Consider the following 19722-nt stretch of genomic DNA (forward strand, 5'->3'; position numbering starts at 1 on the left):
TATAAATATTTGTGTAAGTATTTATATAAGTATTTGGTGGGTTGAAAAATGGGGGGGGGGTAGAAATTTCTCCAATCACCCCAAAGTTAAAAGTATTTTCCTAGGCTTACATAAACTCTTGCTCGATGTTCTCCATCGTGTTTAAACCGATGAACAGCTCTTGCAGCATCCATTTTTACATAAAAATTAGCACTTCTTGTATAGAGTATTTGCATACCCATTGCATCCATAAAATAATGATTTTCGCTTTGATATTCTTTATTTTCATACCAAGAATATCCTATATCATAAAAAGGAGTCAAGTAAAGCCCTTCTAAAGGTGTTTGAAATCTTATTCCTAAGGTGCCAGAAACAACATTATCCGCACTCCCCTCGCCTTCTAAATAAGCACGCACACCATAAGGTCCACCTAAAGACACGGATTCACTACTATCTAAAACAGCACCACCGATAACTTTTTGATAATTGAGTTGAAAAATGTGAGTTAAGCGTTCTTGGAATTGATATTCGTTGCTTAAATTTAAATTCATTTTTCCAAAATTCCCTAAATTTACTCCATTAAATCCAGAAGAATCACCATCGTTTTCAACATTGCCATATGTAAAATTTAAGGTATAACTTAGGACATTATTCTCCAAACCTTTATAAGTTCCTTCTATGCCTAAATTTACACTATTGCTCGCTTTTTCATTACTTACTAAACCATCAAGATAATAATCTTTAATCTTTTTATGAGTAAAACCCGAAACAAGATATAAAGAATACTCGGTATATAAAAACATAGGATAAGAAAAATTTACTCCAACATTCATAGAGTCCCCATAAAAACCAAGATTTCTATAAATTCCACCAAGAACATAATGTCCTTGAGTTGCAAATGGAGTAATTTTTAAATTTCCTATAAAAGTACTATAATTAATCCCATAATCTATTTGATTTTCATCGCTATCTTGAAGATAAAAATTTAAGTTATCCCCTTGTCTTGCTATATTGTTTAAACTTTGACTCATTCCTGCTCTAAAACGACCTGTTTCTTTAGTCCCATAGTTGTTAGAATATAAAGTTAAAGTTGCACTATCACCTTTGTTTACTTCTATAATAACATCGCTTTCTCCATAACCATCACCTGATTGTAAATTAGCATTGGTTTGGATTCCGTATATTTCATTGATTTTGTAAATTTCATTTTCCACATTTTTAGTTGTGATAACTTTCCCTTTAAGATTTTTGTTCAATTTACTCTCTAAAGCATAATCCCTCACACCTGAGTTGTTTTTAATGATTACTTTTCCTAAAGTTCCAAAAGCTATGTTAATTTGCACTTTGTTAGAACTTAAATCTTGCGGTGGTATATAAGCAGTTGCCGAAGGATAGCCACTTACTTGACAATAATAAGCTATAATGTTTGTTATATCTTTTAAATTTTGTAAGCTTAACTCTTGGTTGCGATATTCAGCTATTGCATCTTGAATTTCTTTTTCGCTAATTCTTAATTTTTTAAATGTCAAATCTTTATTATCAATATGCAAAACATACTCTCTTACAAAAACCTTAGCTTCATTTTGATCAGTTTGTGAATTTGTAATATTTGTAGTATTTTGCTCTTTAAAATTTACAGGGCTTTTTTGATTTTTTAATGTATTTTTTAAATTTTTATTTTGTGGTTCATTTGCTTCAGGAGAGCTTTCTATAAGCTCTCTTATTTTATTATTATTTAGCTCTTCAGCATGTGAAAATACTTGCAATAAGACTAAAACAACTAAAATTTTTCTCATTTTTATTTCCTATTTTGCATTTACACAAATATTCATTGTCTTAAAATTATCACTTACAATACAACGCAAACCACTACTTCTAGCATCTGCTTCTCCTATTTCCACTTGATCATCATCTTCTTCTTTTTTTGTGTCTACTTCGGTTTGAATTTTTATAGGAGCTTCTACAACCTTTTCAGGAATTTCAGGCGGCAATACAGAAGGTTTGTCTGGATCTTCACCCCCTTGTTTATCTGGCTCATAGATAGATATATTTGGTTTTTCTGGCAATAAGGCTAATTTTCCTTTAAAATTAAAATTTCCAGTGTATGCTTTATCATCTACATCTTTACCTTCTATAGAAAAACCTTGAGAATTTAGAATTTCATTTTCAAGCTTATAGCGAAATCCTTCATTTCCACTAAGATCCGCAAACTGCTTTTCAAGAGCTTCTTTTTGTTCTAAAAGTTTTTCATATATAGCCCTTAATGTTTCATCGCTAACTAAGCCTGATTCTTTGATTTTTTCATAGTTTTTATTTTCTTTGTCAAGTTGAGCTAAGGCTTCTTGGTATTTTTGTAATTCTTCTTTAAAACTAGCGAAATAACCTTCGCCGGTTTTGATTTTATCCATAGCAGTTTTCTTTTGCGTCCATTTTTCATAAAGATTGGCGTAATTCTTATAACTTTGTTCTTGCGAACCTTGCCATAACTTTAAAAATTCTTGTTCTACTCCGGTATCTTTAAACGCATTTAAGAAATTTAAACTTTGAGTGATCTCACTAGCTTCATTTTCCCCTACCACACCCTTACTATCTGTGTAAGTCCAAGTTTTGGTATCAAAATCATAAGTGTATTTTCCATTCATCAAATCATCTAAAATTCTTTGAAGCAATTTCGGATCAAAGTCGTCTTTGGATAATACAGGATCTTTAAAATCAGGCACTTCTGGAGTAATTTTTGCATTACCATCATAATAAGAAACATATCCATTGTTATAATCTTTACTAACTACCCCTCCTTGATTCTCTAAAAATCCAACCATTGCTTCATTAATAACTTTATTTTTTATATTGTAATCATAAAATTCAAAGCCTCTTCCATGTGCAAGAGCAGAATCATTGAAAATCTCTCCAAAAAATTTACCTTTAACATCATAATAACCAGCGTAAGTATCTCGAGAATTTTTTTCATAGTATACGAAAATATTGTTTGTTTTTAATATTCCATCCCACCAATCTTTAACAAAATATCCCATAAATAAACCTTGGAACATCTCTTTATTATTAGTTCTATATTTTTGAACTTTTATTTTTGTTTCTTTTCCAAATTTCATTTGGATATTATTAAAATTTACATCTCCAACTCTAGAATTAAAAAGCCCCCCTAAGAATCCACCTGCAGCATTAAATTCATAATTATTATAATCATTGCCAAACCAGCCACCGACACCATCTCCAGCTTTAGCATAAATTTGCATTTTTTGATCAAAATTAATTAAAATATTTTTAAAGCTAACATAAAGTATATCTTTATCCAGAGGATTTAAAATTCCAATAAATCCACCAGATCCAACATTAAAAAGCTTATCTGAAGCAATTCCATCAGGAGTCCAAACATATCCTCTTTTCGCAATAATATCTCCAAAATTTATTAAAGAAATTTTTTCAAAAGAATTAGTTCCATTTACAGCCCCAGCAAAACCACCTGCAGCAGTATGTTTAACAAATTTATTTCCTTCAGCTACGATACCATAAATTCTGCCTATATTCTTTAAATCAATTTGAGAAAAATATGATTTATCTCCAGCATAACCTACAAAACCACCTGCAAAAATATTACCACCTGTTTCTGAACCTAAAATCGTTACTCCGCCAATATTGTTTAATAAAATATTAGAAAAATTACTACCTTCTGAATAACCAGCAAAACCACCTAAGTAAATATCAATATACGCACTGCTAAATTTACCCTCTGGCTGTAGTGCGATTTTAGAAAAATTATCTAAACTAATACGATTAAAACTAGAACCACTTTTGGCATAACCTACAAAACCGCCACCATAAAGAAATCCACCGGTTCCATTTTTGGAATTTGGGTCAAAGAAAATTAAATCTCCAATATTTTTTAAATGAATATTACTAAAATCTGCGTTAGAGCTTTGCCCAACAAAAGCTCCTCCAGAATTTGTTTTTCCGCTAAATTTCAAACCATCGACATTAAGATTATAAATTTTAGCCTTATTGTTACCATCTTTTCCTTCAACTTTACCAAAAATACCAGTATTCCATCCTTTGTCTGTATTTTGAGCATTGATAAGTATATTTTTTAAAGTATAATTTCCACCATCAAAAATTCCACTAAAGGCATATTTACTTGCACCCACAGGATCCACTGCATTTTTATATCCAAAATCTATATCACTAACCAATCTTACAGTTGTTAAATCATCTTTAAAAATTCCATTTAATTCATCTTTATTCCAACCATTTGAAAATAAAATCCATTCTTGAATATTTTTATCATTTTCCCAACCACCAATAGTGATGGCTTTATAAAAATTTTGACTCTCTTTTCCATTGTAAGAAGACTTTAAAATAGTACCAAAATCTCCAAATTGATAATTATCTCCAGCAAAACTTGTCATATCTCTTTGCAAAAAACCTTCTTTAATGGCTGTTCCTTTTAAAGAGTTAGCATTTATAGTATTTTTTCCATTTTCTTTTCCTACATTCACATAAACATAATTACCTACAAGGCGAGCTTCTTTAGCATTGCTAGCTCCATCTTTTCCATTTATTCTACCACCTACTCCTATTTCAACCTTATTTCCTATTAAAACAATATTATCTGCATTGATAGTTCCAAGATTAACTATATTTCCTTGTTTGCTTACATCAAATGCCGGAGAAAAACTAACTCCTTGCTTTAAAAAAGTTTTAACATTTTCATCATTTAAAGGTGTTGTACTAGCTACAAATTTTCCCGCAGTTATAGTTCCTGTTTTGCCGATCAAAACTCCCATAGGATTAACCAAAAAGATATTGTTATTCCCGCCATTTAAAGCTCCGTCTATCTTAGAAGCATCTTTTTGATAAGCAATGTTTAGGTAGTTTTGATTTTTGCCGTTAAAATTTACACTTTCATTTTGTCCTATATTAAAACCACCACCCCATTGGATAACATGATTTTGTCCTTTTCCTGTAATTGTTACAGTATTTCCGGAGGTATGGATAGTCCCACTTGTACCATGAGTAAATTTACCTCCTTGTGGTAAAGCATAAGCTTGAGAAAAGAGCAAAGAACTCACCGCAAATGATAAAACTATATGTTTACTCATCTTTTTCATATTTCCCTCCTTAAAGTATATTTACATAAACAATTTTTGCATCATCTGAAACTTCAAAGCTAAAATTTACATTTTTCAATGTGCTCTTAGCCAACTTTTCTATCTTGTTATAATTAAATTTATTTTTATTATTTTTCATTTTTTCTAACAAATTTTCTAATTCTTGTTGATTTAACAATCTATTGTCACCATCATAAATTCCAACATCACTTTGTATGAGAATATATTTTCCTTTTATTGGTTTATTTTTAGTAAGAATTTCCATACTTCCATTTGTAGGAAGATTGATAAGTTTTTCTATAGTTAAGATAGGATTTTTTATTTTATTTGGCAAAATAAAAGTAAAATTTTCAAAGTTATTTACCACTTCTGATTTGATATCTTGAGTATCTATAATCAAACGATTGTTTTTAGAAAAATCTTCTTGATGCGGTAGAATTTGAGTGATTATTTTACCTTTTTTATTTACTTCATGAAAAACAGAACCAGAAAGCAAATCAATATTTACATCTTTAAAGAAATTTAACTCTCCGCCTAAATATAAAGTATTGTTATAAGATTTAAAATTTGAAATATCCGAAGTTCCAGATGGAGCTAAAAATATAGCATCTTGATTTTTATACTCATCTATGTTTAAATTAACAAGCTCCATGATATTATCATGAGAATTTGCAGACACTCCAGCTATCAACCCCACATAACCTTGTCTTTTATCTGAGGCAGTGCTAAAAGCTGTGTTGTTGATGATGATTTTATTAAAAGCACTTTCTTTATCTGCTTTTATGATGCACGAACTTTCCACGGCAGCCGAAGAACAATCTTTAAGCTTTATAAGGTTGTTGTTTGCATTTTGAGTTGCTTTTAAAATAATTTTTGAGCCCTTTCCTAAAGAACTCGCTTCGGTTAAACTCTGAATGAGATTATAATTTATTTTATTATTTGAAACATTTTTAGCATTGATCATCAAACTTAAATTTTTAGATGATTTAATATTTTCAAAATTTACTTCATTATTGTTTGATTCATCAGCGATATAGTCTATACCATCTAGCGTAGTTTCACTTGTAATAAAAGCATATAAAGGCAATGAAATAACAGAATCTTTTATACTTAAGGTATTATTATTTGCTTTTCCGCTTAAAGTTCTTGCCGCATATACAGTAAATTTATCAGAATAATTTTGTGGAACTTTTTCATAGGTTAAATCATTTTGTATATCAATAACATTAAAATTCGCACCCTCTGTAGCAAAACCTCCGTAAAGATTGTAATAATTTTTTCCATAAAAATTATCACTGATTTTTAAAGGTTTTTTAAGGCGAAATACAATTTTATTTCCATTAGCTTCACCATCGTTAGAATACCCACCATAGAGGTTTAACGATGCATGTGTTTTAATGTTTTTATTAAGATGATCTAATGAGTTAAAATGATAAATTTCTATAGAATTTTTCTCTGCATTACCCTGTAATGTTCTTCCACCGTAAATTTCTCCAAATAAAACAGCATCATAAAAAGTTATTTTATTTTGCGAATTTACCATTAAATCTAAATTTAAATTTTTAATTATTACAGAATTTTTACTTACATTGTATTTTTTAAGATTATTTACATCAGCTAAAGCACCCAAAATTTCAAAGGTTGAACGAGCTGTATACTCACCATCTGGCCCATGAAGGACGATATTAGCTGAATCGATAAGAACTTTATTGTTTTGTAAATTAGAATTTATGCCAAAAGCTCCCATTAAACGAGTAATTCTTTCATCATAAATATCCTTACCTTCTTCATCTGAAAAATACTGGGAATTATGAAGGTCAATTTTTGTATTTGACTCTAAGATTAATTTATTGTCCTTAGCTTCACCATCAAAAGCTACAGATCCTGAAATATAAGGAGCTCCATTTAAGGGCAAGGTGTAGATATTTTCTACACCCATATTGATATAGGAGTTTTCTTTTAAAATGGTTTGATTGTTAAATCCCCCCCCCCTGTCAGTAAACGCTGCAGTAATTAAATACTTAAAACGATCGCCTTTTTGAGAATTATTAGGCACTCCACAATCCCCTATGCTTGGTTTGCAAAAATACACAGAAGATAATTCTCCATTTTCTAATATAAGTTTATTATTTGTTGCATTTGTATTTTGAGCATAAGCTGTTACAATAAAAGGTATAAAAGAACTAGGAACGGCTTGAGTATCTGAAGATACGGTTCCTAAAGTGCTAAAAGCTGTTATGATCTCTTCTTTTGAAGTATCCGGAGTTAAAATTTCAAGCTTGGATAAATTTTTATTTCCAGATTTAGGGTTATTATAAATCATAGTTAAATTTGATATAGGATATTTTGACTTAGAAGCATAGAAATTTTTTCCATTAATTTTTTTAAAAATTTCTGCTTGAGAATCATAAACTTGATTATCCTTAAAAGAATGTTCAGAAATATAAAAAATTTTTCCATCCTTGCTTGTAGCCTGAACCGCCGCAAAACAAACCGAAGAAGATAAAACCACACTACAAACGCCCAATCCAAATTTTGCATTTGTCTTATTTGTAAAAATTTTAAAAATATTAAAATATTTTTTCATCTCATTTCTCACTAAAATAAAATCCCTTTGATTTATCGCAAATTGATTATTTGCAACACTATCCCGTATGTCCTGAGTTGATTATAAAATAAAATATTAATTTGATATTTTATTTTTCAATATTTAAATTTAATGAAAATTTAACAAATTTTATATTAATATATTCTTAAATAAAATTTTATTTTAAATATTAAAAAAATACTTTTATAATTATTTAAATATTATCTAAAAGCACAACATTAATATAACTTTTCTAAAAATTGATCCAGACTTAATTAAATATAAATTTAAAATAAGTATAATTTTAAAACATTTTATATCAAAGGAAAAAAATGAAAAAAATATTAAGCATTGCCCTAGTTGCTTTAGTTGGTTTATTTTTAGGTGCTTGTAGTGATTCTAAAAATAAAGAATCAAATGCAAGTGTAGAATTAAAGGTTGGAACTGCTCCAAATTATAAACCTTTTAATTATAAAGAAAACTCAAAACTTACAGGTTTTGATACTGATTTGGTTGAAGAGATTGCCAAAAAAAATGGTATTAAAATTGTTTGGGTTGAAACCAATTTCGATGGATTGATTCCTGCTTTAAAAGCTGGCAAAATCGATATGATTGCCTCAGCTATGAGTGCAACTGATGAAAGAAGACAAAGTGTTGATTTTACCAAACCTTACTATATGAGTAAAAATCTTTATCTTAAGCTAAAAAACAACGACTCTCTTCAAACGAAAAATGATTTAGAAGGTAAAAAAATAGGAGTTCAACTAGGAACTTTACAAGAAAATACTGCAAAAGCTATCAAAAATGCACAAGTACAAAGCAATAAAGATTTAAACATAGCTGTTTTAGCACTAAAAAACAACAAAATCGATGCTATTGTAGCTGATCAAGATACTGCTAAAGGTTTTTTAGCTGAAAATCCAGAATTGGTAAGTTTCTACCAAGAAACAGATGGAGGAGAAGGCTTTAGTTTTGCTTTTGATAAAAATAAACAAAAAGATATTATTGAAATATTTAACAAAGGCATAGATGAAGCAAAAACTGATGGATTTTATGATACTTTAATTAAAAAATATGAATTAGAATAAGCGTGAATTTTCACGCTTATAGCTTAAAAAGTTAAAATTTCATATTTTCTCTCTTTTGCAATTTTTAAAATTTTTTCATCACCATTACATACAAAGGCTTTGCTAACAGACTCTAGTAAAGGTAAATCATTGATAGAATCACTAAAAAAATAAGAATCTTTCATCCATTTTTCATAATCTTTACCCAAATACTCTTTAAGTCTTAAAACCTTGCCTTCTTTAAAGCTATAAACCCCGTAAGCTTTTCCACTAAATTTATCGCCCACACGCTCGCATTTTATGGCTATGCTTTCTCTCACTCCCAAAAAAGAGGCGATTTTTCTAACTAAAAATTCAGCCGTAGCTGAAATTATAATACACCTTTGATCTTGATATTTGATTATAAGTTCTTTAGCTTTTTCATAAGGTTTTATATAAATTTTTATAAATTCATCTACTAAAGATGAAATTCTATCTTCATTTTTACCCTTAACACTTTGAAGAAAAAAAGTCATAAATTCATCCATATCAAGCTTTTTTTCTTGATATTGTTTTTGATAAAAAACGATTTTTTCTAAATATTCTTGAGGTAAAAAACCTTTTTCAACACAAAATTTAAGCCAAAGTTTAGCACTATCGCCTTGTATTAAAGTATCATCTAAATCAAATAAAACAAGCTTCATTTTAACTCTTTTGCTAAAGAAAGATTGAATTTTAAAGCGATTTTATCACCTGCTTCATAAGTACTATGAGTGCTAAAATTTAAAGTATCTACCTTAAATTCAATTTCTTGCACTCTAACCCTATAGCGTATGATATTGCCTAGCAATGATTTTTCTTTGATCTTAGCCTCTAAGCCTTCGTTAGAAATTTCTATGGTTTCAGGACGCAAGGCTATATCTTTTTTAAAATCGTGTTTTAAACCCAAGCTATCAAGCTCTTTAGGGCTTAAAATATTGTAATTTCCTATAAAGCTAGCCACAAAATGAGATTCTGGCAAAAGATAAAGATTGTTTGCGTTGGAATTTTGTATGATTTTACCCTCATTCATTAAAATAATCCTATCGGATAATTCTAAAGCTTCTTCTTGATCGTGCGTTACAAAAATAGTGGTGAGTTCAAGTTCTTTTTGAATTTCTTTAATTTGCACCCTTAAATGCTTACGAATTTTAGCATCAAGTGCCGATAAAGGCTCATCAAGTAAAAGTAAATCAGGTTTAGTCACCAAAGATCTTGCTAAAGCCACTCTTTGCATTTGTCCACCTGAAAGCTTATGTGGATAAGTTTTAGCGTATTCTTCAAGCTCGACGAGTTTTAACATTTTTTTCACTCTTTTTTCTATGTCCTTTTTATCCATTTTTTTGATCTTTAAGCCAAAAGCTACATTTTCAAAAACGTTAAGATTTGGAAAAAGAGCGTAATTTTGAAAAACCATACCTATATTTCTTTTTTGAGGACTTAATTTAGTAAGATCTTTATCATTTAAAGAAATTTTTCCTCCATTAATTTGGCTAAGCCCTGCTATACACCTTAAAAGAGTGGATTTTCCACAGCCACTTGGGCCTAAAAGGGTTATAAACTCACCCTTTTTAGCACTAAAATTAATATCTTCAAAAATAATTTTATCCCCATAAGCTTTTTTAAAATTTTTAATCTTTAAATAAGCCATTTTTCACTCCTTAATCAAACTAGCTATAAAAGTTGTTATAAAAATTAATACAAAATAAACTATTACCAAAGCACTAGAATAATGCCCACTTTGATTTTTGATATTATAAAGATAAACTTGCAAAGTCTCATAAGCACTTCCTACAAGAATATTTGCGTATAAAAATTCGCCTATTAAAAAAGAAAAACTTAAAAAAACTGCCACCAAAATTCCATTTCTTAAATTAGGCAAGACAAGTTTAAAAATCGCTCCCATTAAAGAACCTCCAAGCATAGCATTAGATGCGATGAGTTCATTTAAATTGACATTAGATATAGCATTATCTAAAGCCCTATATATAAAAGGCAAAGCTATAGTAAAATAAGTAAAAATGAGTATCCAAGCTGTGCCTCCTATATTGTCAGCATAAAGTTGCAAAAGCCCTACGCAGCTAACTATAGGAGGTACAGCAAAAGGCATGATAATAAGTATATTTACAAAGGCTTTTAATTTTAAAAAATAATAATTTAGCACAAAAACCAAAGGGAAAACAAGAATCACAGAAAGTAAAATACTGCCCACACAAACAAGCAAAGAATGCCAAAGAGCAAGTAAAAATCTTTCATCATGAAAGAGTTCTTGATACCATTTAAGCGTAAGATCATCAGGCAAAACACTTACACCCCAAGAAGTGGAAATAGAATATAAAAAAGTAGCCATTAAAGGCAAAGCTAAAAATAAAAAAACCAAAAACAAAACTGCATAATGATAAATTTTAGCTTTTAAACTCAAATTTTCATTCATTTAAAGCACCTTAAAATTATATTTTTTAGAAAGGAAATTGGCTATAAAGGTAACAACAAGCATGATAATAGTTATAATGATGCTTAAAGCACTAGCCATATAAGGATCAAGATTGATATCGCCTGCGATTAAAGCAGCGATTCTTACAGGAGCGACATTAAAATTTCCCGAACTTAAAGCATAAATAGTCGCATAAGCTCCAAAAGCATTGGCAAATAAAATCACAAAAACACCAAACAAAGCAGGAGCGAGCAAAGGCAAAGCTATTTTTAACCAATATAAAAAATTGCCTCCACCTAACATTTTACAAGCATTTAAATGTGAATTTTCAAGACTTTTAAAAGCTGGAAGCAAAAGCAAGATTGCCAAAGGAATTTGAAAATACACATAAACAATATTTACCCCGAAATTAGCATAAACACTAACAAAAGGCTCTATGCCTAAATTTTTCAAAAACACATTAACTACACCATTGCTTCCAAGAACTATAATGAAAGCAAAAGCTAAAGGAACTCCTGAAAAATTACTTATCATGGTATTTAAAGAAAAAAGAAATTTACATATTTTTGATGGAGCTAAAATAAATAAAGAATAGCTCGCCAAAAGCCCTATTAAAAGTCCAAAAATACTAGAAATAAAACTGATTTGTAAAGAATTTATAATGCTTTGTAGATAGAATTTGGACTCAAAAATATGTATAAAATTGGCTAAAGAATAAATTTCATCCTCTTCTACATAAAAAGCATTAAAAACAATCCAAATCAAAGGTGCTATCATAAAAAAAGTAAAAACTATAAAAAAAGGTAAAATACTTAAAAAGGCTAGAAATTTTTCTTTCATTTTCTGGCCTTTAAAATTTCATCATTATATCTCTTATCGTGTTTAAGTCCTAAAATTTCACAGATACTGCCACAAATTTCATCCTGTTTTATCTTGGCATTTTCATACGAAAAAGCATTACCAAAAGTGAAAAAAGGCACTAAAATTTCATCTTCGCTTAAGCCTCCATGACTTTTACCCTCTGTCATACCATGATCGCTTGTGATGATTACATTAATACCTTGTTCTAACCAAGTAGGCAAATACTCAGAAATCAAAATATCAACTTTTTTGGTTTTATTAGCATACTCGATAGAGTGTGAGCCAAATTTATGTCCTGTATCATCTATATTCATAGAATGTATAAGAGTAAAATCTAGATTATATTTGTTTCTTAAATGCTCCCCATCTGCAAATAAATGAGAATCTAAATAATCATCTTCATAATAAAAATGTCCATAAGGTAAAGTTAAATTTTCATCTTCAATATGGCGATGTAAAGAAGGAATAAATTCTTTTTTATTATAAAGCTCAAAAACCCAATGATAAGCTGCGCCTCCAGCTTTTAAGCCTTGCTCTTTGCAAAGGTCAAAAATGCTTGTTTGTTTTGAAAAACTCAATTTATTATTAATTATCCCACTTAAAACAGGCTTTATGCCTGTTAATAAGCACTCGTATAAAGGACGAGACATACTAGGAAGTTCGCATTCTAAAGAATAAAATTTGCCTAAATTCTCTTTGCAAAGCGCATTTAAATATCCCATATTTATACTAGCGCTTTTACAATTTAAGCCATCAAGCACAACTAAAATAACTTTGGACATCATTTACTCTTTAAAAAATCTTTTACTTCAAGTAAAATAAATTCATTATCATCAGTTTTATTAGGTTCTCTGCTTGAAGAATAAGGAAAGTTATTGTCGTTTTCTACGACTATATGAGAGTCATCTACTATATCCACACCTTCTATGGTTTCAAAAGGAAAAACAAATTTATCATTTATCAAAGGCTTTTTAGAAATTTTATTTTTATCCTTGATATTTAAAAGATCTATATAAGAAATTTTTTGAGCTTCATGGGTTTTATCATCTAATTTAACCTTGTAAATTCTTTTAAATTGGGCTACATTATTAAAACAATGCTTAGTATCTTCACCTTCTTTGCAAGCCTTATCTTTAGTGCCTTCTTTTTGATCTCTTTCTATGATGATGCCGTATTTATCATCTATCATATTAAAATCACCTATGGAATGGCTTTTATCTTCTAAGAAATATTTATAAGTTTTTCCGGTGAATTTTTTATTTTTTACATCAAATTCTATGATTCTTAGATATTCTTTACCTTTTTCATTCTCATAAGCGTTGTTATTGTAAATGCTTCCTTCTAAAAGCAAATAAAGTTTAGAACCATCTTTAGAGCTTGCCATAGCTTCAAAGCCTTTAGAACGCTTGATATTAAATTTCTCATTTTCTCCATCAGGCTTATCGCTAAATTTTAAATTTGGATTATCAGGAGAAATAAGTTTTTTACCTTCCACATACACATCAAAAACTTCTTTTAAATTCCCATTCTTATCAAAATGAAGCAAATAAGGACCAAATTCATCACCTATATAAAATTCATCATTGATAAGCTGTATACTCTCAGTATCAAAATCAGCCCCACTTAAATACCTTTCTTTGGTTGTTTCGGTGGTTATAGGATAAGGGTATTTTTTATCACTATCTTTAAAAAAAACTGTTTTTAAAAGTTCGTATTTTGAGTTTTTAAAATCAAATTTAAACTCGTGAGCATAAAGCATAGCATCATAAGAATTATACTTTTTACCCAAGCCATTATCACTAATCACCCAAAAAACATCTTTTTTTGGAATATATTTTATCCCACTATGTCCTTGTATAGGTTGATTTTTAAAAGGTAAATAAAAATCTGTTTCCCTGTTTCCCTTAGATTTAAAAGTTCCAATTTTTTCTTCTCTAGTGATATTTGCAAATTTCCCATAAGTTTTAAAAAAATCAGGAGCATCCTTAGGAGGTTTTACTGTACTTTTAGAATCTATGATAATATGCCCTGCTAAATTGGCCTCATGCTCTTGAATTCCAAATAAAACACTGCAAAGCATAGCACTTGTTAAAATAACCTTTTTCATCCAATCTCCTTTATTTCATATCCACTATAACTTTTTCTTGCCAAAGTTGTGGCAATTCTTTAGCGCTTTTTTCCCAAGCTTTTTGATCTTTGATTGCTCTTGCATTTTTGTATTGCTCACTTGGTAAAAGTTTAGCTTTTATATCATCTGGCAAGGTAATATGATCAATTCTTATTGGCCTTGCATAACCTTTTGCTAGATTGATTTGTCCTTTATCAGAAAGTATAAATTCACGAGCTAATTTAGCTGCGTTTGGATGTTTTGCGTATTTATTGATAATAGTTGTATAACCCGAAATAACACTACCATCAGCAGGGATTAAAACTTCATAACGATCTTTGCCCACTTTATCTCTATAGCCTAAACCATTAAAATCCCAAACTAAACCCACTTCAACTTCACCTTTTTCAAGATTGGCTATACTTACATCATTATTTACAAGTCTTCCTTGTTTGGCTAAAGTATTAAAAAAAGCTAAAGCAGGACTTAAATCTTTTTCATCCCCACCTAAGGCATAATTAGCTGCCAAAACTGCACTCACAGCTTGAGCTGCTACACTTACATCACCCACGGTAATTTTATAATTTCCCTTAAGCAAATCTTGCCAAGTTTTAGGTATATCTTTTACTACATCTTTATTGACTATAAAAGCTATGGTTCCTGTATAAGCTAAAAGCCAATTTCCATCTTTATCTTTAGCCCAAGTTGGAATTTGATCCCAGTAGCTTGTCTTAAAAGGCTGAGCTACTCCTTGTTTAACCGCTATCTCTCCAAAAGAAGCTCCTACATCCCCTATATCACCGCTTGCATTTTTCTTTTCGGCTTTAAATTTAGCAATTTCTTGAGCTGAACTCATATCTGTATCACTATGTTCTATGCCATAAAGATTTTTAAGATCTGCCCAAGTATCCTTCCAATTTGCCCAAGTATCAGGCATAGCTAAAGAATTTACCCCACCTTCTGCTTGCGCAGCTTTAATCAAATTCTCATCAATAGCTTGTGAATTTGAAAACAATAAAGCAACAAGACCTAAACTTAAGAAAAATTTCTTACTCATTTTTTTCCTTTCAAAAAATATTTTGGAAATTTAATGAGTTTTAGAAACATTTTAGAAACAAGTTAATTTTTAAGCAAACAAGGTTATAATTTTAAAGTCATAAACAAGGAGCGATCATGCTTTATATTTATATCAAAACTCAAAATGCTTTAGTTCAAAGAATCAATTTTAATCTCGATAGTCAAGAACTACCACAAAATATTTTATGGATTGATTTACTTCATCCAAGTGCAGCAGAAATTGCTTTTATATCAAGTGAATTTAATCTTGAGTTTCCTACAAAAGAAGAAAGGGAAGAAATAGAGCTTAGCGCAAAATATTGGGAAGATAATGCGACAATAACCATCAATGCTCATTTTTTAGTAAGAGATCTTAAAAGCGATGAAGAAGATAGGAATTTAATCAAGCTTCGCACAGAAATTGTTACTTTTGCTACAGCTAAAAATATCTTATTTACTATAAGATATAACGAATTTAGCACTTTTGAAGAAATTCAAGCAAGGATTTTAGCTAGTCCGAAGAATTTTGAAGATGGTTTTGATATTATTGATAAAATGTTTGAAGTGCGCGTTGAAAAAGATGCGGATTTACTAGAATGGATAGATAAAGAAGCAAGACGCTTAAGAACAAGTGTTTTAGAAAAAAAAGATGAATATAGTTATGATGAAATGCTAAAGGATATTTCAAGTTTGCAAGAGCTTAATATGCGCGTAAGAGATTCTTTATTTGATAAGCGTCGCGCTATGACTTCTTTGTTAAAAAGCGATAAAATCGATAAAGACATAAAACAAAATCTCACTATAGTTTTAAAAGACTTAAATTCTTTGGTTGAATTTAGCGTTTCGCAACTTAATATCTTAGATAATATCCAAACCATTTTAGCCAGCCAAATCAATATAGAACAAAATAAAATCATTAAAATTTTTACCGTTGCAACTGTTGCCATGATGCCACCTACTTTAATAGGAACTGTTTATGGTATGAATTTTAAATTCATGCCCGAACTTGAACTTCACTATGCTTATCCCATAGTGCTTGGCGTGATGGTAATTTCTATCATTTTACCTTTGGTTGTTTTCAAGAAAAAAGGATGGTTATAAAAATTTATTAAGGAGAAACAATGGATACAATAAACATAGGAATTTTAACCCTAAGCGATAGAGCAAGTAGTGGTATATACGAAGATAAAGCCACTGCTGAAATTGAAAGAGTGTTAAATTCATATATAAAAAATGATATTATTTATCATAAAGAATTAATCCCTGATGATTATGATTTAATCATTAAAAAATTACTTTATCTAGCAGATGAAAAAAAATGCGATTTGATTGTTACAAGCGGAGGTACAGGTCCAGCACTTCGTGATGTAACCCCAGAAGCCACGGAAGCCGTGTGTGATAAAATGATGCCAGGTTTTGGAGAACTTATGCGCTTAGAAAGTTTAAAATATGTCCCAACAGCTATACTTTCAAGACAGAGTGCAGGAATTCGCAATAAATCTTTTATCATTAATCTACCAGGAAATCCTAAGGCTATAAAAGAATGCCTAGAGCCTGTTTTTCCAGCTATACCTTACTGTATCGATTTGATAGAAGGTGCTTATATAGAAGCAAATGATGAAGTTATTAAGGTTTTTCGTCCTAAGAAAAAATGTCAAAATTAAAATTTATTAGCTCTGATAAGTCTGCTTAATTGTCTAGCAAGCAGACTTGCTGAAGCCTCATCTTTACTTATCTTTTGCACTTTATTTTTAAACTTACAAAGCCTGTCATCTAAAATCACATCATTGATCGGAATTTTAGGCTTTTCTTTTTGCTTTTGTGAAATCTTTTTCTTAAAAAACATTCTTTAATCCTTTTTTATAAATATACATCAACTTAGTTGAAAAGAATATTATTTTAGATTTTAAACTATTAACTTTATTTCATTATTTTAAGCTAGAATTCACAAAAAACCAATCAAGGAAAAATAATGACTTTAATTGCAATTTTATGTCTTTACATAGCACTTTTATCTTGGATTTCCTATGCTCAAATTCGTTTCTTAGAAAGAGAAAAAGACAAACAAGCTCAAATTTTAAGCGAAAAAGACTATCAAAATGCAGCAGATATTGCCATCGAAAATGAAAAATTTAAACTATTTTCCAATTTTTATAATTTAATCATCAATATTGCATGGATAGGTTTTGGATTTTTATATCTTAAAGAATTGCTTATCTCAAGCAACACTCGTTTTGAAAATACTTTATTTTTATTATCTTTTTTAATAATCACAAGTATTTTAAATCTACCTTTAAGTATTTATGAAAGTTTTATCAAAGATAAAGCCCATGGTTTTTCAAATATGACTGTAAAACTTTTTATCAAAGACACTATGAAAAGTCTTATTTTAACTTTAATATTTGGATTTTTAATCCTTTATGCTTTGCTTTTTTGTTATGATTTTTTTGGAACTTTTTGGTGGATTGCGGCCTTTATTTTTGCCTTTTGCATTATAGTGATTATAAATCTCATCTACCCTACCTTGATAGCACCTATTTTTAATAAAATGGAAAAACTAAACGATGAAAATTTGCTGAAAAAAATCAGCTCTTTAATGAAACAATGCGGATTTAGTGCAAATGGGGTTTATGTTATTGATGCAAGCAAAAGAGATAAGCGTTTAAATGCTTATTTTGGTGGACTTTTTAAAAGCAAAAGAGTGGTGCTTTTTGATACATTATTAAAAGCCTTAAATGAAAGAGAACTTTTAGCTGTTTTAGGACACGAGCTTGGACATTTTGTTCATAAGGATATTATCAAAGCTTTATTTAACGGCGCTATAACTATGTTTTTACTTTTTTTTGTTTTTGCAAATTTACCTGAATTTGTTTACTTAGAAAGTCATCTAGAAGGAGTAAATGGTGGCGTGTTTGCTCTTTTATTTATCTTGGCAAATATTTTTAGCTTTTTAATCTCTCCTATGCTTAATGCCTTAAGTAGAAAAAATGAATTTGCAGCTGATCAACACGGAGCTAAAGTTACAAGCAAAGAAGATATGAAAAATGCATTGATAGCTCTAGCAAGAGAAAATAAAGCTTTTATCAAAACAAGTAAAATATATACATTTTTTTATCTCAGCCATCCAAGTATTAGTGATAGAATCAAGGCTCTTTCTTGACTATAAAAAATGCTCTTATAGAAGCTAAATCTAGCTTAAAAGGTTATGAAAATGAAGCAGTATTTATACTTTGTGAATATCTAAAAAAAGATAAAGCTTGGTTATTTTTAAACCAAGATATAAAAATAGATCATGAACCTTATTTTGAGCTTATAAGGCGTTTTAAATCTGGGGAACCTTTTGAATATATATTTGAAAAAGTGGATTTTTGGGGATTAGAATTTAAGATAAAAAAAGGCGTTCTAATCCCTCGCTACGATAGTGAAATTTTACTTTTTCAAATTTTAAATTTATGCAAAAAAAATACTTTTAATGGGATTTTAGAAATAGGATTTGGAAGCGGAATTTTAAGCATTGTTTTAGCCAAAGAACTTGGGTTAAAAATCACAGCCTGCGATATCAATCCCAAAGCCTTAGAATTAGCTTTAGAGAATGCTAAATTACACAAAGTCGATCACTTGATTGACTTTAAACTTTGTAATTTTAAGCAAATTAAAGAAAATTATGATTTTATTTTTTCAAATCCACCCTATATTAAAAATTCATATCCTATAGATATTTGGGTGCAAAAAGAACCCAAAGAGGCTTTATTTGGCGGAGAAAAAGGATATGAAATTCTAGAAGAAATCATACATTTTTCCCTTGATAAAAAAGTTAAATTTTTAGCTTGCGAATTTGGCTATGATCAAAAAGAAATTTTGGAAAAAATTTTATATCAAAATAATTTCATTGTTGATTTTTTCAAAGATGAACAAGGTTATAATCGTGCTTTTATAGCTAAATTTACAAATATGCGTTATGATAAAAAATAAAAGGAGAAACTCTTGAAAGCTGTTAATTTATTTTTACTTGCCTCCATCATAGGGGTTGAACTCATACTAGGAATAGTTGTTGCACCAACAATTTTTTTTCCTCAAAATCTTATAGGAGAAGGAGTGTTGAGCCATTTTCAAAGTGGCTTAATGATGACGCAAATTTTTATTAAAATGGGATATTTACTGATTTTTGTTTCAGTGGTTAATTTTTTATATGAAATTTATTCTCTTATAAAAGATGAAATGAAATTTCAAATAAAATTTTCAAAATTTATGCTGAGTTTGCTTATTTTGATTTTAAGCTTAATATTTGTTTTTTATTTTACTAATACCATAATTGAACTCCAAAACTTAGGCGAAAACGCTACAAAAACTCAAGAATTTATCAGTATCCATAATGCAAGTGAAGTGGTGATTAAAATCATCTTGGTAATGCAAGTTTTTTTATATTTCTTAAGCTTTAAAATAGCAAAAAAATGATAAAATATAAATAAATCCGAAAGAGAAGGAGTAGG

General features: G+C 29.4%; 17 protein-coding genes and 1 pseudogene. 6 read left to right on the top strand and 12 right to left on the bottom strand.

The window, feature by feature from the left end; all coding sequences use genetic code 11:
* Positions 1 to 86: 86 nt before the first annotated feature.
* From ELQ10_RS03445 to ELQ10_RS03460, 4 genes and pseudogenes are all read right to left on the bottom strand, one after another.
* Positions 87 to 1775 carry a ShlB/FhaC/HecB family hemolysin secretion/activation protein gene (locus ELQ10_RS03445; protein WP_134250195.1) on the bottom strand — a complete coding sequence of 563 codons (1689 nt, stop codon included), beginning with the start codon at positions 1773 to 1775 and terminating at the stop codon, positions 87 to 89.
* A gap of 9 nt (positions 1776 to 1784) precedes the next feature.
* Positions 1785 to 2798, bottom strand: coding sequence for a hypothetical protein (locus tag ELQ10_RS08620; RefSeq protein WP_243833027.1), 1014 nt, complete (start codon positions 2796 to 2798; stop codon positions 1785 to 1787).
* A 1653-nt stretch (positions 2799 to 4451) separates the two neighbouring features.
* Positions 4452 to 5102: pseudogene (locus tag ELQ10_RS08720) on the bottom strand (filamentous hemagglutinin N-terminal domain-containing protein); the annotation flags it as partial.
* Positions 5103 to 5112: 10 nt separating this feature from the next.
* A complete protein-coding gene (locus ELQ10_RS03460) occupies positions 5113 to 7425 on the bottom strand; it encodes a hypothetical protein (RefSeq protein WP_347876301.1) in 2313 nt (770 codons plus the stop codon).
* Positions 7426 to 8021: 596 nt separating this feature from the next.
* Here ELQ10_RS03460 and ELQ10_RS03470 point away from each other — a divergent pair.
* On the top strand, positions 8022 to 8777 hold the full coding sequence (locus tag ELQ10_RS03470) for a basic amino acid ABC transporter substrate-binding protein (RefSeq protein WP_002854837.1): 756 nt from the start codon (positions 8022 to 8024) through the stop codon (positions 8775 to 8777).
* Positions 8778 to 8800: 23 nt separating this feature from the next.
* Here ELQ10_RS03470 and ELQ10_RS03475 read toward each other — a convergent pair whose 3' ends face one another.
* The 7 genes from ELQ10_RS03475 to ELQ10_RS03505 are packed head-to-tail and all read right to left on the bottom strand — an operon-like array spanning position 8801 to position 15233.
* Positions 8801 to 9439 carry an HAD family phosphatase gene (locus tag ELQ10_RS03475; RefSeq protein WP_002854882.1) on the bottom strand — a complete coding sequence of 213 codons (639 nt, stop codon included), beginning with the start codon at positions 9437 to 9439 and terminating at the stop codon, positions 8801 to 8803.
* The gene (locus ELQ10_RS03480; RefSeq protein ID WP_002776579.1) at positions 9436 to 10425 is read right to left on the bottom strand and encodes an ABC transporter ATP-binding protein; all 990 of its coding nucleotides are present in this window, start codon (positions 10423 to 10425) and stop codon (positions 9436 to 9438) included. Before ELQ10_RS03480 ends, ELQ10_RS03475 begins: the two co-directional genes overlap by 4 nt.
* Positions 10426 to 10428: 3 nt before the next feature.
* Positions 10429 to 11208, bottom strand: a complete 780-nt coding sequence (locus ELQ10_RS03485; RefSeq protein WP_002878002.1) for an ABC transporter permease — start codon at positions 11206 to 11208, stop codon at positions 10429 to 10431.
* Positions 11209 to 12048, bottom strand: a complete 840-nt coding sequence (locus ELQ10_RS03490) for an ABC transporter permease subunit (protein ID WP_002854833.1) — start codon at positions 12046 to 12048, stop codon at positions 11209 to 11211.
* Positions 12045 to 12854, bottom strand: a complete 810-nt coding sequence (locus ELQ10_RS03495) for an alkaline phosphatase family protein (RefSeq protein WP_134250197.1) — start codon at positions 12852 to 12854, stop codon at positions 12045 to 12047. Before ELQ10_RS03495 ends, ELQ10_RS03490 begins: the two co-directional genes overlap by 4 nt.
* On the bottom strand, positions 12851 to 14176 hold the full coding sequence (locus ELQ10_RS03500; protein ID WP_134250198.1) for an esterase-like activity of phytase family protein: 1326 nt from the start codon (positions 14174 to 14176) through the stop codon (positions 12851 to 12853). Before ELQ10_RS03500 ends, ELQ10_RS03495 begins: the two co-directional genes overlap by 4 nt.
* A gap of 10 nt (positions 14177 to 14186) precedes the next feature.
* On the bottom strand, positions 14187 to 15233 hold the full coding sequence (locus ELQ10_RS03505; protein WP_134250199.1) for an extracellular solute-binding protein: 1047 nt from the start codon (positions 15231 to 15233) through the stop codon (positions 14187 to 14189).
* A gap of 116 nt (positions 15234 to 15349) precedes the next feature.
* Here ELQ10_RS03505 and corA point away from each other — a divergent pair, with 116 nt between their 5' ends.
* Positions 15350 to 16333, top strand: coding sequence for a magnesium/cobalt transporter CorA (gene corA, locus ELQ10_RS03510; protein ID WP_002799370.1), 984 nt, complete (start codon positions 15350 to 15352; stop codon positions 16331 to 16333).
* 20 nt (positions 16334 to 16353) lie between these two features.
* Positions 16354 to 16896, top strand: a complete 543-nt coding sequence (gene mog, locus ELQ10_RS03515) for a molybdopterin adenylyltransferase (protein ID WP_002842823.1) — start codon at positions 16354 to 16356, stop codon at positions 16894 to 16896.
* On the opposite strand, the gene ELQ10_RS03520 is transcribed toward mog, so the two are convergent.
* On the bottom strand, positions 16893 to 17078 hold the full coding sequence (locus ELQ10_RS03520; RefSeq protein WP_002825403.1) for a hypothetical protein: 186 nt from the start codon (positions 17076 to 17078) through the stop codon (positions 16893 to 16895). The genes mog and ELQ10_RS03520 overlap by 4 nt on opposite strands.
* 126 nt (positions 17079 to 17204) lie before the next feature.
* On the opposite strand from ELQ10_RS03520, the gene ELQ10_RS03525 reads away from it, so the two are divergent.
* The 3 genes from ELQ10_RS03525 to ELQ10_RS03535 are packed head-to-tail and all read left to right on the top strand — an operon-like array spanning position 17205 to position 19687.
* Positions 17205 to 18392, top strand: a complete 1188-nt coding sequence (locus ELQ10_RS03525) for a M48 family metallopeptidase (RefSeq protein WP_134250200.1) — start codon at positions 17205 to 17207, stop codon at positions 18390 to 18392.
* Positions 18389 to 19204 carry a HemK/PrmC family methyltransferase gene (locus tag ELQ10_RS03530; protein ID WP_134250201.1) on the top strand — a complete coding sequence of 272 codons (816 nt, stop codon included), beginning with the start codon at positions 18389 to 18391 and terminating at the stop codon, positions 19202 to 19204. Before ELQ10_RS03525 ends, ELQ10_RS03530 begins: the two co-directional genes overlap by 4 nt.
* A gap of 12 nt (positions 19205 to 19216) precedes the next feature.
* On the top strand, positions 19217 to 19687 hold the full coding sequence (locus ELQ10_RS03535) for a DUF4149 domain-containing protein (RefSeq protein ID WP_052862129.1): 471 nt from the start codon (positions 19217 to 19219) through the stop codon (positions 19685 to 19687).
* Positions 19688 to 19722 lie beyond the last annotated feature (35 nt).

Origin of the sequence: Campylobacter sp. US42a (genome assembly GCF_004379055.1) — a bacterium.
Taxonomy (GTDB): domain Bacteria; phylum Campylobacterota; class Campylobacteria; order Campylobacterales; family Campylobacteraceae; genus Campylobacter_D; species Campylobacter_D jejuni.

Coding starts and splice junctions, on each gene's coding strand:
- ELQ10_RS03520 (WP_002825403.1), bottom strand. CDS start 17,078: ATGTTTTTTAAGAAAAAGATTTCACAAAAGCAAAAAGAAAAGCCTAAA.
- ELQ10_RS03495 (WP_134250197.1), bottom strand. CDS start 12,854: ATGATGTCCAAAGTTATTTTAGTTGTGCTTGATGGCTTAAATTGTAAA.
- ELQ10_RS03460 (WP_347876301.1), bottom strand. CDS start 7,425: ATGATTTATAATAACCCTAAATCTGGAAATAAAAATTTATCCAAGCTT.
- corA (WP_002799370.1), top strand. CDS start 15,350: ATGCTTTATATTTATATCAAAACTCAAAATGCTTTAGTTCAAAGAATC.
- ELQ10_RS03475 (WP_002854882.1), bottom strand. CDS start 9,439: ATGAAGCTTGTTTTATTTGATTTAGATGATACTTTAATACAAGGCGAT.
- ELQ10_RS03480 (WP_002776579.1), bottom strand. CDS start 10,425: ATGGCTTATTTAAAGATTAAAAATTTTAAAAAAGCTTATGGGGATAAA.
- ELQ10_RS03470 (WP_002854837.1), top strand. CDS start 8,022: ATGAAAAAAATATTAAGCATTGCCCTAGTTGCTTTAGTTGGTTTATTT.
- ELQ10_RS03505 (WP_134250199.1), bottom strand. CDS start 15,233: ATGAGTAAGAAATTTTTCTTAAGTTTAGGTCTTGTTGCTTTATTGTTT.
- ELQ10_RS03490 (WP_002854833.1), bottom strand. CDS start 12,048: ATGAAAGAAAAATTTCTAGCCTTTTTAAGTATTTTACCTTTTTTTATA.
- ELQ10_RS03445 (WP_134250195.1), bottom strand. CDS start 1,775: ATGAGAAAAATTTTAGTTGTTTTAGTCTTATTGCAAGTATTTTCACAT.
- ELQ10_RS08620 (WP_243833027.1), bottom strand. CDS start 2,798: ATGGTTGGATTTTTAGAGAATCAAGGAGGGGTAGTTAGTAAAGATTAT.
- ELQ10_RS03485 (WP_002878002.1), bottom strand. CDS start 11,208: ATGAATGAAAATTTGAGTTTAAAAGCTAAAATTTATCATTATGCAGTT.
- ELQ10_RS03525 (WP_134250200.1), top strand. CDS start 17,205: ATGACTTTAATTGCAATTTTATGTCTTTACATAGCACTTTTATCTTGG.
- ELQ10_RS03500 (WP_134250198.1), bottom strand. CDS start 14,176: ATGAAAAAGGTTATTTTAACAAGTGCTATGCTTTGCAGTGTTTTATTT.
- mog (WP_002842823.1), top strand. CDS start 16,354: ATGGATACAATAAACATAGGAATTTTAACCCTAAGCGATAGAGCAAGT.